This is a genomic window from Cellulomonas persica, assembly GCF_007989825.1.
GTDB lineage: Bacteria > Actinomycetota > Actinomycetes > Actinomycetales > Cellulomonadaceae > Cellulomonas > Cellulomonas persica.
Genome location: NZ_BJUA01000004.1, coordinates 129,553 through 141,998, shown reverse-complemented (window position 1 = coordinate 141,998; position 12,446 = coordinate 129,553). Strand labels below are relative to the sequence as shown.

General features: G+C 73.5%; 10 protein-coding genes. 4 read left to right on the top strand and 6 right to left on the bottom strand.

All coding sequences use genetic code 11. From position 1 onward, the window contains the following. Positions 1-32 precede the first annotated feature (32 nt). Positions 33-482, bottom strand: a complete 450-nt coding sequence (locus CPE01_RS05430; protein ID WP_146805628.1) for an arsenate reductase ArsC — start codon at positions 480-482, stop codon at positions 33-35. Between the two features lie 116 nt (positions 483-598). Between CPE01_RS05430 and CPE01_RS05425 the strand changes: the two genes are divergently transcribed. Then, entirely contained in the window at positions 599-2,758 is a 2,160-nt protein-coding gene (locus CPE01_RS05425) for an acyltransferase family protein (RefSeq protein ID WP_186811416.1), read from the top strand. 12 nt (positions 2,759-2,770) lie between these two features. On the opposite strand, the gene CPE01_RS05420 is transcribed toward CPE01_RS05425, so the two are convergent. Together CPE01_RS05420 and CPE01_RS05415 are read right to left on the bottom strand one after the other, a co-directional pair. Next, complete coding sequence (locus CPE01_RS05420; protein ID WP_186811415.1) at positions 2,771-4,477, bottom strand: FG-GAP-like repeat-containing protein; 1,707 nt, start codon at positions 4,475-4,477, stop codon at positions 2,771-2,773. Between the two features lie 180 nt (positions 4,478-4,657). Beyond that, positions 4,658-6,280 carry a methyl-accepting chemotaxis protein gene (locus CPE01_RS05415; RefSeq protein WP_146805625.1) on the bottom strand — a complete coding sequence of 541 codons (1,623 nt, stop codon included), beginning with the start codon at positions 6,278-6,280 and terminating at the stop codon, positions 4,658-4,660. 107 nt (positions 6,281-6,387) lie between these two features. Between CPE01_RS05415 and CPE01_RS05410 the strand changes: the two genes are divergently transcribed. From CPE01_RS05410 to CPE01_RS05400, 3 genes are all read left to right on the top strand, one after another. Continuing rightward, positions 6,388-6,933, top strand: a complete 546-nt coding sequence (locus tag CPE01_RS05410; RefSeq protein ID WP_146805624.1) for a GNAT family N-acetyltransferase — start codon at positions 6,388-6,390, stop codon at positions 6,931-6,933. A 90-nt stretch (positions 6,934-7,023) separates the two neighbouring features. Next, the gene (locus CPE01_RS05405) at positions 7,024-8,178 is read left to right on the top strand and encodes a ScyD/ScyE family protein (RefSeq protein WP_146805623.1); all 1,155 of its coding nucleotides are present in this window, start codon (positions 7,024-7,026) and stop codon (positions 8,176-8,178) included. A gap of 125 nt (positions 8,179-8,303) precedes the next feature. Continuing rightward, on the top strand, positions 8,304-8,909 hold the full coding sequence (locus CPE01_RS05400) for a sugar O-acetyltransferase (protein ID WP_146805622.1): 606 nt from the start codon (positions 8,304-8,306) through the stop codon (positions 8,907-8,909). 154 nt (positions 8,910-9,063) lie between these two features. Here CPE01_RS05400 and CPE01_RS05395 read toward each other — a convergent pair whose 3' ends face one another. From CPE01_RS05395 to CPE01_RS05385, 3 genes are all read right to left on the bottom strand, one after another. Continuing rightward, positions 9,064-9,729 carry a DoxX family protein gene (locus CPE01_RS05395; protein WP_246783760.1) on the bottom strand — a complete coding sequence of 222 codons (666 nt, stop codon included), beginning with the start codon at positions 9,727-9,729 and terminating at the stop codon, positions 9,064-9,066. A gap of 238 nt (positions 9,730-9,967) precedes the next feature. Then, positions 9,968-11,065, bottom strand: coding sequence for a peptidoglycan DD-metalloendopeptidase family protein (locus CPE01_RS05390; RefSeq protein ID WP_146805621.1), 1,098 nt, complete (start codon positions 11,063-11,065; stop codon positions 9,968-9,970). A gap of 215 nt (positions 11,066-11,280) precedes the next feature. After that, positions 11,281-12,408: a DNA glycosylase AlkZ-like family protein gene (locus tag CPE01_RS05385; RefSeq protein ID WP_146805620.1), complete on the bottom strand. Its 1,128-nt coding sequence runs from the start codon at positions 12,406-12,408 to the stop codon at positions 11,281-11,283. Positions 12,409-12,446 lie beyond the last annotated feature (38 nt).

Here is a 12,446-nt window from a genome sequence, read left to right as displayed (position 1 = left end):
GAGGACCGCGCCCAGCGGCCCTCGCTCGCCGGTCAGACGTCGACGGGGGCGACGCCGAGCTCGGCGAGCAGCACCTGCACCCGGCGGCGGATCTCGTCGCGGATGGGCCGCACCGCCTCGAGACCCTGACCGGCGGGATCGGCCAGCGCCCAGTCCTCGTAGCGCTTGCCGGGGAAGATCGGGCACGCGTCGCCGCAGCCCATCGTGACCACGACGTCCGAGGCCTGCACGGCGTCGGCGGTGAGGACCTTGGGGCGCTCGGCGCGGATGTCGATGCCCGTCTCGAGCATCGCCTCCACAGCGACCGGGTTGATCTGCTCGGCGGGCATCGACCCTGCGGAGCGGACCTCGACCGCACCACCGGACAGCGCGCGCAGCCACCCGGCCGCCATCTGGGAACGGCCGGCGTTGTGGACGCACACGAACAGGACCGACGGCGTGACCGTCGCGGGGGCGCCGGGGCCCGGCGAGTCGTTCGACATGTCCCCATCGTGGCACGCCAGAGGGGACGGAAGAGGCCTCGACGGCGGGCGCGCAGTGGGAAGGTGGACCACGGCAGGACCATCATCATCCGGTCATTCCACCCGGAGGAGCACGCGTGCCACTCGGGCACCCCGCGACGGACGTCGCCACGGACACGCCGGTGCGTGCGCGTGCCGACGTCGACCGCTTCCGCCCCGACATCCAAGGGCTGCGGGCGTTCGCGGTGCTGGCCGTCGTCGCGGACCACGTCCTGGGCTGGCCGGGCGGTGGGTTCGTCGGGGTCGACGTCTTCTTCGTGATCTCCGGGTTCCTCATCACCGGGCTGCTGCTGCGCGAGTACGAGCGGACGGGGACCATCTCGCCCCGCCGCTTCTACGTGCGACGCGCGCGCCGGATCCTGCCGGCCTCGCTCGTCGTGCTGGTCGCGACCGTCGTCGCCGCCCGGGTGCTGTTCTTCGCGGGGCGGGCCGACGCCGTCACGGGCGACTCGACGTGGGCCGCCGTGTTCCTGTCCAACTGGCACTTCGCCGCGCAGGGCACCGACTACTTCCAGGCCGGCCGGGCCGTCTCCCCGGTCCAGCACTTCTGGTCGCTGTCGGTCGAGGAGCAGTTCTACTTCGTCTGGCCGTGGCTGATGCTCGCCGTGCTGGTCTGGCTCGCGCGCAGGCGACGAGGGTCGTCGGCCCGGCGCGTGGCCGGGGTGCTGCTCGTCGTCGTGTGCGTGGCCTCGCTCGCGTGGGGCTGGTGGGCGACGGCCGACAACCCGACGTCGGCGTACTTCTCGACGTGGACGCGCGTGTGGGAGCTCGGCGTGGGCGCGGCGCTCGCCGCCGGCCTGTACCGGCTCGCGCGGCTCGGCGTCCGGACCCGCACCACGCTCACGTGGCTCGGGCTGCTCGGGCTCGTCGCCTCGCTCGTCGTCATCCGGCCCGAGACCCGTTTCCCGGTGCCGGGCGCGGTGCTGCCCGTGCTCGCAGCCGCCGCCCTCATCGCCGCCGGAGTCGGGGGCGACGGCGCACGCGTCCTGCGCACGCGACCGGCCGTGTACATCGGGACGATCTCGTACTCGATGTACCTGTGGCACTTCCCGGTCCTGGTGCTCGGCGGCGCGGTGTGGACGGCCCGCGGACCCGGTTGGTCCCTGGGCGTGCTCGCCGCGATCGCGGTGGCGTCCGTGCTGAGCTACCACCTCGTCGAGAAGCCCGTGCTGCAGTCCCCGCTGCTCCTGCCGCGCGACCCGGCGGTCCCGCGCGCGGACCAGTGGCGGTCCTGGTGGCGCGCGGGCCTCCCGACGCTGCGGGTCGCGGGGCCGGCCGCCGGGGTCGTCGTGGCGGCGCTCGTCGTCGGCGGGGTGGTCACGTCGACCGCGTCCGGCGACGACGAGGCGCAGCAGCCGCCCGCGACGGACGGCCCGACGCCCGTGTCCGCGGCAGCCGCGCTCAGCGCCCGGCTCGAGTCCGCGGCGCGTGCCTCACGCTGGCCGTCGCTCACGCCGGCGCCCGACGAGCTCGACAAGGACGACCGCGCCGACGAGTGGGTCGAGGACGGCTGCCTGCGGATGGCCACCGTCGACGAGCTCGCCGAGCACTGCACGTACGGCGACGGCCCCCGCACGGCCGCGATCCTGGGCGACTCGATCGCGATCAGCTACGCGCCCGCGATCCGGCGCGCGCTCGGCGACGGCTGGACGGTGCGGATCATGACCGCCGGGCAGTGCCCTGTCGCCGACGTCCCGGTCCGCAACGGCGACGGCTCCGCGTACGAGCGCTGCCCCGGGTTCCGCGACACGACGTTCGAGATCCTGCACGACGAACCCGTCGACCTGGTGCTCGCGAGCGAGTCCGACGACACGACCGACCGGATGGCGGCAGGCGACGACGACGCCGAGCGCCTGGCGATCCTCACCGAGGGCTGGGTCGCCTCGCTCGAGGAGCTCACCGAGACGGGCGCCGAGGTCGTCGTCCTGAGCGCACCCCCGCGCGGCCAGCCGCTCGCCGACTGCGCGACGACGCTCAACGCCCCCACGGACTGCAACGTGCGCGTCGAGCCCGTGCACGACGGCATCAACGAGGCGACCCGCCGCGCGGTCGCGGCGCTCGACGACCCGGACGCGCTGTGGGTCGACGCCGACTCGTGGTTCTGCACGGCGGCCGGGATCTGCCCGCCGTTCGCGGGCACGGCACCCGTGCGTGCCGACCGCATGCACCTCACGGACACCTACGCCGAGTCCCTCGGCCCGGTCCTGCGCGACGCGATCACCCGCCCCCGCGGCTGACCCGCCGCGACGTCAGCCGTGGTGGCCGATCCTGCCCCCGAACCTCGACATCCACCGGTCCGGCACGTTGACGCCCGCATCCACGCCACCCCAGGACGACCCGGGCTTCAGCACGCCGGACACCGTGCGAAAGATCGTGACGCTCCCGGACCGGTTGCCCGGACGGTCGCCTTGCGCGTGGTCGTGATCGGCTCCCACGACGAGGTCGCGCCGCTCGGCCCCGTCCACGTCGAGGAAGGCGACGGCACCGCCGAACCGGTCCCCCCCACCCGGGTAGCCGTCGACGCCTGGGCTCAGCTGCGTGAGCGCGACCGAGCCGAATCCCGTGAGCCCGGACCGCGACCCCTTGAGCACGTACACGGCGCCCGCCCTGACCTGTCCTGCGACGGCCCGCCCTGGTGCACCGATCGCCACATCGAGACGTCCGTCGTCGTCGAGGTCCGTGGCCGCGAGCGACGCCCCGAAGGCGTCGCCGTACTCGGGATGCCCGGGCACGTCTGCGGACGCGAGGTCCACCCACGTGACGTCGTCGAACGCGAACGTCGAGCCTGGGACGTCGAGCACGACGACCACCCCGCTCTGCTCGCTCGACCGCGCGCGAGGCACCCGGTCGACCCACGAATCGGGAGCGCCGACCAGCACCTCGTCGACACCGTCGCCGTCGACGTCTGCGGCCAGGACCGCCGCGCCGAGCTGCTCCAGGTGCGGGGCGCGCGCGTCGGCGCTCAGCGCCTGACCGACCCGCGTGCTGCCAGCCATGCGCGTCGACGCGACCGCCAGGCCGCGCGCGCTCCCGGGCACCAGCAGCACGGCACCCTCCCTGCCGTACGCCCACGAGTGCCCGGGCGCCCCGACCACGAGGTCGCGGTACCCGTCGGACGTGACCCGCCCGATGCTCAGGCTCGTGCCGAGCCGGTCCTCACCTCGGGCCTTGCCCGGCACGCCGGCGGTGCTGCGGTCGAACGCCTGCGCACCCTCGCCCGACAACCCGGATCGCCCGCCGAACAGGACCGCGACCTTCCCTGCACGCTTCGCCGACCCGACCGTCGCGCGGGGCATCCCGACCGCGAGGTCGTCGTACCCGTCGCCGTCGAGGTCCCCGGCCGCGAGCACCTCACCGAACCGCTCGCCCGGGGTCGCCCTGCCGGGCACCCCGGCAGTCGACCGGCTCAGCCGTCGTGCCGTCGTGAGCGTCAGCCCGGTGCGTGATCCGGGGAAGACGAAGACGGCGCCGGAGTTCCTCTTCGCGTAGCTCCCGTCGGGACTCTCGCACGTGCTCCCGACCGCGAGGTCGTCGTAGCCGTCGCGGTCGAAGTCCCCCGTGGCGAGGGCGGACGCGAAGCTCCCGGCACAGCCGCTGCGGGTCGCCTCGGTGATCCCGGCGAAGACGTCGCGCCGCTGCAGCGAGGAGTACCGGACGGCGACCGCCCCGTCGACGACGTGCCCGTCGTGCGTCCAGCCGGGACCGCTGCCCGCCACCGCCAGGTCGTCGACGCCGTCACCGTCGAAGTCGGACACCGTCACGGCGGCGCGCTTCGTCGGCTTCGCGTGCTTGCGCGGCTCGGCGGTGGCCAGGAGGACGGACGAGCCGATCCTGCGCCGTTCCGGCTCGGGACTCGACGCGGCTGTGGCCGCGCCGGGGGTCTGCGTCAGGACCAGCGCGACGAGCGCCGCCGACGCAGCAGTCAGACGAGCAGTGGTACGGCCGGACGTGCGCACGTGTCCCCCTCTGGGCGGTGCCGTCACCGTAGTGCCGCCCGCACCGCGCAACCGACCGCTTCGCGGAGGTTCAGCCGATCGGCCGTGCGACATCGCATCCGCGCGACCGACCGCCGCAGTACCCCGACGGCCCGGTGATCTGGTGGGCGGACCAGGTCACCGGGCCGCAGGCCCGCGCCGTCAGGCCTTGAAGCGGCCGACGAGCTCGTCGAGGTGCTGGGAGTTGCGGGCTAGCTCGTCGGCGGACGAGCGGACCTGGTCGATGTTGCCGACCGTGGACTTCGCGGACTCGGCGATCGAGCGGACGTTGTCCGCGATGTTGGTCGCTCCGACGGCCGCCTCGGCGACGCCCGCGGCCATCGCGCTCGTCGTCGCGCTCTGCTCCTCGACGGCTCCGGCGATGCTGCCCTGGTGGTCGTTGACCTGCGCGATCACCTCGGTCGTCGTCGTGATCGCGGAGACGGCCAGCTCGACGTCGGACTGGATCTGCGCGATCCGGGACGTGATCTCCTCGGTGGCCTGGGCGGTCTGCTGCGCGAGCTCCTTGACCTCGCCGGCGACCACCGCGAAGCCCTTGCCGGCCTCGCCCGCACGCGCGGCCTCGATCGTCGCGTTGAGCGCGAGCAGGTTGGTCTGCTGCGCGATCGTGTTGATGAGCGTGACGACGCCGCCGATCGCGGCGGACGACTCCCCGAGGCGGCTGATCGACTCGTTCGCCTGATCGGTGCTGGTCACGGCCGTGCGCCCCGCGTCGCTCGCTTCCGTGGCGCTGCGGGCGATCGCCTGGATGGACGCACCCATCTGCTCGCCGGCGGCGGCCACGGTCTGCACGTTCGACGAGATCTGCTCGGCTGCGGCTGCGGCGACGGTCGCCTGGTGCGCGGCCTCGCTGGACTGCTCGGTCATGTCCGCGGCGATCACCGAGAGCTCCTGGGCGGCGGCCGACGAGGTCGCCGCAGTCTCCCCGATCTGGCGCACGAGCGTCGCGATGTTGTCGACGAACCGGTTGAACACCTCCGCGAGGTCACCGACCTCGTCGTGGCGGGTGTTCTCGATCCGCTGCGTGAGGTCGCCGTCCCCGTCGGCGATCTCCCGCAGCCGGCCGGTCAGCAGGTTGATCGGGCGCGCGATGCTGCGCGTCAGGAGCGCACCGAGCAGCACGACGACGACGGCGGCCAGCCCGGTGCCGATGAGCACCGCAGCCTTGGTCGTGTTGGCGGTCGCGGTCGCCCTCGTGTCGCGCTCGTCGAGCAGCGCGCGCTCGGCGCCCTCCATCTCGTCGACGATCCGGTTGATCTCGTCCATGACGAGCGTCCCCTGCGCGGTCCGCATGAGCGTCTGTGCGGCCTCGAAACCCTTGGACTTGTAGGTGTCGATGGCCTGCTGCATCTCCGCGAACTTCGAGGCCACCAACGGCTCGAGCTCGGTCAGCCGTTCCTGCTGCTCGGGGTTGTCGGCCGTGAGCTCCTTGAGGTTCTCGACGCGCTGCTTCACCTGGCTCCTCGCCGCGTTGTACGGGGCGAGGTACGCGTCCACACCGGTCAGGAGGAACCCGCGCTGGCCGGCTTCTCCCTCCGTGAGCTCGGCGAGCAACGCCTCGGTCTCGCCCAGGACCACGTACGTGTGGTCGACCTCGTCGCTGTTCTCCACGAGGGCCTGCGTGTTGGTGAAGGACACGACGCCGACCGCGGCCATCAGGACGAGGATCACCGAGTACCCGACCGCGAGTCGTCGTCCGATCGTCCAGCTCCGCCACTTGCGGCGACGAGACGTGCTGGCCACGACCGGGGTTTCGCTGCTCACTGAGCTGCTCCTTTGCGCACAGGGGTGTCGGCCTGCTGATCGGCTGTCCAGGTGCGGTTGTGAGCGCTTGACGGTCACTCGATCGTGGCGGTCGGTACGGTGCCCGGATGACCGTGTGGGAGCTGCGCCTGCCCGTCACGACCCCGCGCCTGACCCTGCGGGGGCACCGGGACGACGACCTCGACGACCTCGTCGTCTTCCACGGCGACCCGCAGGTGACGCGGTACATCCCGTGGCCCGTGCGGACGCCCGAGCAGACGCGCGCGGCGCTCGCCGCCAAGCTCGACCGCACCACCGCGGGGCCGGGCGAGTGGATCATCCTGGCGGTCGAGGAGTCGGCCACGGGCACGGTGATCGGCGAGGTGCTGCTCAAGCACGACGAGGACGCCGAGGTCGGCTACGTGCTGCGGACCGACCGCCAGGGGCGGGGCCTGGCGTCGGAAGCGGTGAGCGCGCTGCTCGACGCAGCCACGACCGAGCTCGGTGTCACGGCGGTCGTCGCGGTCGTCGTCGACGGCAACGACGCCTCCGTGCGGCTGCTCCGCCGGCTCGGGTTCACGCCCGACGGCCCGGGCCCCCGCACGGTCGACGGCGAGCCGACGACCCGCTTCCGTCGCGCCTCCGCGGGAGCGCAAGGGTCCCGCCACCCTTGACACTCCCGCCCGACAGGCGGACGGTCGAACGTCCCGTTTGTCCGTTCACGCGCCCGACACACGATGCCGGACGGGTACTGGGAGGTCTCGATGACGAGATGGAAGACGTTCACGGGAGTAGCGGCACTGTCCCTCGGCCTGGCGGTCGCCGGCGCGGTCCCCGCCTCGGCCCACGGCTCCGACACGTGGGGGCACGGGTCGTCGATCCGCGCACTGCACCGGTCGTGGCACCCGGGTCACCACCACCCGGGCAAGGTCCCCGTGCTGCGCGGCACCACGACGGTCGCCGAGCACCTCGCCGGGCCGCTCACGTTCGACGTGGGCCCACGCGGGTCGCTCGTCGTCGGACAGGCCTTCGCGGCCCAGCTCACCTCGATCCCCCGCGGCGGCGCCCCCGTCAGCTGGTACCAGGGTGACGAGGGCACCGACGTCGCGGCCGTGTCGGTGCACGGCGGCACGACGACGTTCGCGACGCGCGTCGGCGACGAGATGAGCGTGTCGTCGTCGCTGCTCCTGCAGCGCTCGCCGAGGGGCACGATCCGCCAGGTCGCGGACCTGCTCGCGTACGAGCGGGCGGCGAACCCCGACCAGGTCAACACGTACGGCTTCACGGACCTGCCCGCCGGGTGCGCCGCGACGCTCCCGCCGGAGTTCGCGCCCTACCCCGGCGCGGTCGACTCGCACGCCTACGGCTCGGTCACCGTGCACGGCGTCACGTACGTCGCGGACGCCGGCGCCAACGCGATCCTGTCCGTCGACCGTCGCGGCACGGTCCGCACCGTCGCGGTCCTGCCTCCCGTCGAGGTCACGGTGACCGCCGAGGCCGCCGCGCTGTTCGGGCTGCCCGACTGCGTCGTCGGCGAGACGTACGCGTTCGAGCCCGTCCCCACCGACGTCGAGGTCGGCCGGCACGGCGCGCTGTACGTCACCACGCTGCCCGGCGGCCCCGAGGACGGCAGCCTGGGCGCCAACGGCGCGCTGCACAAGATCGACCCGCGCACCGGGAAGATCCGCACGCTCGCCACCGGGTTCGCCGGGGCGACGGGTGTCGCGCTCGACCCGAAGGGCAACGCGTACGTCGCCGAGCTCGTCGGGAACCAGGTGTCCGTCGTGACGGCGCACCACAAGGTCCGCGTGCTGGGCGCCTTCACGCAGCCCGCGGGCATCGAGTGGGCGCACGGCACGCTCTACGTGTCGACGAACGTGTTCGGTGACGGGTCGATCGTCGCCGCCAAGGTCCGCTGACGCACCCACGAAGGCCCCGGTACGACGAACGCTCGACGCACCGGGGCCTTCGTCGTGCCGGTCGCCCGTCCGAGGCTGCGAAACTGCGCAGGACAGACCCCGGACGACGAGAAGGACGACCACCCGTGCACCTCGACCTCGCCGCGGCCCTCGCGGACGCACGCAGCGAGTACGACAAGATGGTCGCGGGCGACTGGTACCGCTACCGGTTCGGACCCGAGCTCGCGGACCTGACGACCGCCACGCAGCGGACGTGCCGCCGGATCACCGCGCTGTACGACGACGACCGCGACGCCGCCGCCGCGCTCTTCCGCGAGCTGCTCGGCACCGTCGGCGACGGCGTGGACTTCCGGCCGCCGTTCTACCTGGACTACGGGCACCGTCTGCACGTGGGCGACCGCACCTTCATCAACGCGGACTTCCTCACGCTCGGCGGCGGCGAGATCCGCATCGGCGCGGACGTGCTCATCGGCCCGAGCGTGCGGCTGTACACCCCGACGCACGTGCTCGATCCCGAGCTGCGGCCGCAGGGCTGGGAGCGGGTGTCGCCGATCACGATCGAGGACGGCGTGTGGCTCGGTGGCAGCGTCGTCGTGTGCCCGGGCGTCACGATCGGGGCTCGGTCGGTGATCGGTGCGGGGTCGGTCGTGACCAAGGACGTCCCGCCGGACGTCGTCGCTGCCGGCAACCCCGCGCGCGTCGTGCGCCGGCTCGACGGCTCACCCGCCTGACGAGGACCTCCGACGAGGGTGCCCGACGAGGGTGCGGTGGCCGTTCGTGACGGCGACCGCACCCCCCGTCGGGCGTCTGCGGTTCAGGCGCGCCGAGCCGGACCGGCTGACCCACGCCGGCTCGCGTCGGCCCGCGCAGGTCAGGCCGGACGGCTCACGCGTCGCGGCGCAGCCGGGCGCCCAGCGCCCACGCCCCGACGACGGCACCCGCCGCCGCGAGGATCAGGTCCTTGAGGACGTACTGCGCGGTGAGCGTCGGACCGCCCGCGGGGAACAGCTCGTCGAAGAACAGCACGAGCGGGGACATGATCCCGACGAGCGCGACGGCCAGCAGGACGAGACCGGCGCGCAGGAACCGGCCGGTGAGCAGCGTCAGGCCGATGACCGTCTCGATGACCGCGGTCATGAGCAGCGCCGCGCTCGGGCCGACGAGGTGCAGCGTGAGCTCGCCGATCGTGCGCTGCGCCAGGTCCTCCGCCGGGCTCACGCCGGGGAAGAACTTGAGCACGCCGAACCCGAGGAAGACGAGCCCGAGCGCGACCCGCAGCGCGGTGATCGAGTACCTCGCGAGGATCTCTGCGAGCGTGTCGACCCCGCGCTCGACGAGCGCCCGCGAGCGCCGCATCAGCGTCTGCGCCGGTGCGGTCGTGGCCGCGTCGCTGCCGGCGGTGGGCGTACTGCTCGACGGTGCGGTCGTCGTCGGGGTCCACGTGTTGGCGGGGACGAGCGCGTCCGCGGCCGGGTCGGCTGCGGGCTTCGTCGGCGTCGCGTACCTCGTCGTGCGGGAAGCCGGACGGAACTTCTGGGAGAGCGCAGGCATGGAGCTGCCCTTCGTGTCGCGGCCCGGGGGCCGAGTGGGGGGAGCCCGGACGGCGCCGTCGAGGCGCGGGAGACGTACCGGGTCGCTACCGGTCGGTAGCTTTCGGCGGACGAGGAGAGCCGCGCCCCGATGTCTGATACGTCCGTTTCCTGATTCACCCGAGCTGGACGCTGGTCCGAGTTCAGCCAGGCCCCAGCTTCACCCGCGCGTCAGCTGAGACCCGTCAGCTCCAGACCTGTCAGCTGAGACCCGGAGCGACCGACTCCTTCGGCACCCACCCGACCGTGCCGCTGATCGCGACCTTGCGCCACCCGCCCGACAGCTCCTTCGGCGACACCTGCGTCCCCGCCTTCGCGACGAACATCGCGGACGCCTTCGCGCTCGGCCTCGTCCGCACCGTCACCGCGTACGCGAGGTGGTACGTCCGGCTCTGCGAGATGTAGTCCGTGTGCACCCAGCCGCGCGTCTTCGTGCCGTTCACCACGGCCCACACCGGGATGAACCCGTTGGTCTTGGTGCCCGGCTTGTTCGTCAGCTTCGTGTTGGGCGCGAGCGTCGCCAGGACGCGGTAGCTCGTCGACGGCCCCGTGCGCAGGTTGAGGTTCGTCGTCGAGTAGTACGTGCACTTCGTCGGTGCGGGCGACCGGCGGTCCGCCGTGGCACGCTGCACGACCGGGAGGCGGTAGCTCGCCAGCCACGTCGCCGGGTCGACCGACGTGCCCGAGCCGTAGAAGGCGTTCTCCCACACCTCGAGGTGCAGGTGCGGGGCGGTCGCCGGGCCTGACGCCCCCACGTCCGCGATGCGCTGGCCGACCTTGATCTTCTGGCCCACGCGCACGTACTTGCCCGGGTTCCACGGGTGCACGTACGCGATCCAGGTCGGCGTGCCCTCGATCACCGAGTGGATCGTCACGTAACCCGCGTTGCCGTTCTTCGGCGCGACGACGTGCGTCACCACCCCGGACGCCACGGCGTAGACCGGCCTGCCGTCGGGCGTGGCCATGTCGAGGCCCAGGTGGAACGTCGACCCTCCCCGCACCGGGATGCACCGCGGGCCCCAGCCCGAGGTCAGCGCGTACGACTCGTCCGTCAGCGGGAGGATCAGCACGCGCCCGCTCGCCGTCCGGCGGCGCGTGACGTCGTCGGGGACCTTCATCGCGGCGTCGTCGGCGACGCTCCTGGCGCTCTGCCCGCCGACGACGGCGTCCGCGGTCGACGAGGGCGGCGGCTCGGTCGTCGCCGACGCGGGCGCGACCCCGACGACCGCTGTGGCCCCGACGGCGAGAGCGACGGCCAGCGCGCCGAGTCGGCGCGACGCGTGCGTGCGGATACGCATGGTGGTGCTCCTTGCCCAGGGGTGTCAGGTACTGGTTCGGCACACAGCCCAGTGACTTGAGCGTTTCGTCGCCTTCCGCCTGCCCGAGCACCAGCGTGCCCGGGTCACCAGGAGGCGGCGACCCGAGCAGCGCGGCTGCTCGGCGGTCATGCCGTCAGCCGTCGGAAGTCAGCGCGTCGCCGGCCGGGCGTGCTCGCCCCGCCACGGCCGGGGAGTCACCGGTCCGCGGTCTCGCGGACGAGGTCGAGCTCGAGCCAGGCGGCGAGGTCGGCGATCTCGGCGTCGACGGCCGCCCGCACGTCGGGCGTCCAGTCGCCGTCCTCGTGCACCGCGTGCACCAGCAGCCGGCCCGCGCGCCGGTCGGCCGTCGCGTCGAGCTTGCCGACCAGCCGGTCACCGTGCAGGACCGGCAGCGCGTAGTAGCCCCACCGGCGCTGCGCGGCGGGCTTGTACATCTCGAGGACGTAGTCGAACTCGAACAGCTCCGCGACGCGCTTGCGGTCGAACAGCAACCGGTCGAGCGGTGCGACGAGCGCGGTGCGCGGCTCGGACGTCGCGTCGAGCAGCTCCGGGTCGACACGCCACGTGCCCCGCACGCCCTCGACCCGCGCGACCACACCCGCGCCTCCCGCGTGCAGCGGCTCGACCCTCGTCGCCTGCGCCTTCTCCCGCAGGATCCCGAGCGACCGGAGCCGTCGTGCGTCGCGGATGCGTCGCGCCTCGTCGAGCGGGACCGGCTCGTCGGGCGGGTAGACGCGCTCGGCGAGGTCCCACAGCTTCTCGCGGCCCCGCCGCCCCGCCGCCGCGACCTCGCCCGCCTCGACGAGGAGACCCAGCAGCATCGTCACGTTCTTGCGGTTGTTCCAGCCCGACGAGCGCCACGGCCGCACGCACGTGTCCGGCAGCTCCGCGGCGGTCAGCGGGCCGTCGGAGCGCAGCAGCTCGAGGATGTCGTCGCGGCAGCCGCGGTTGTCGTCGAGCCACCGGGCGTTCGCCTGCTGCCACGCGGGGGCGTCCGGGCCTCCGGGCCACGCGGCCATCTCGGCCGTCAGCAGCCGGACGTCGTGCGCGGGCATCAGCCGCCCCTGCACCTCGACGATCCGCTGCTGCGCGACGAGGTCCTCGAGCTCGCGCGGGTCGTACGCGGACCCGAGACGGCTGAACAGCACGAGGTCGGCGCTCGGCGCGACCGCGGCGATCGGGTCGTGCTGCAGGAACGTCAGGCGCTCGACCGCGTCCATGACGCCGTCCGGGCGCTGCGCGGTGAGCACCTGCGCCCGGACCGCGAGCCGACGCGCGTCCTGGCGCGTCAGCTCGAGCACGCGCCCGCCGTCCCCGCTCATGCCTTCGCCCGCGCGTCGCACGTGCTCGCGTGACCGGC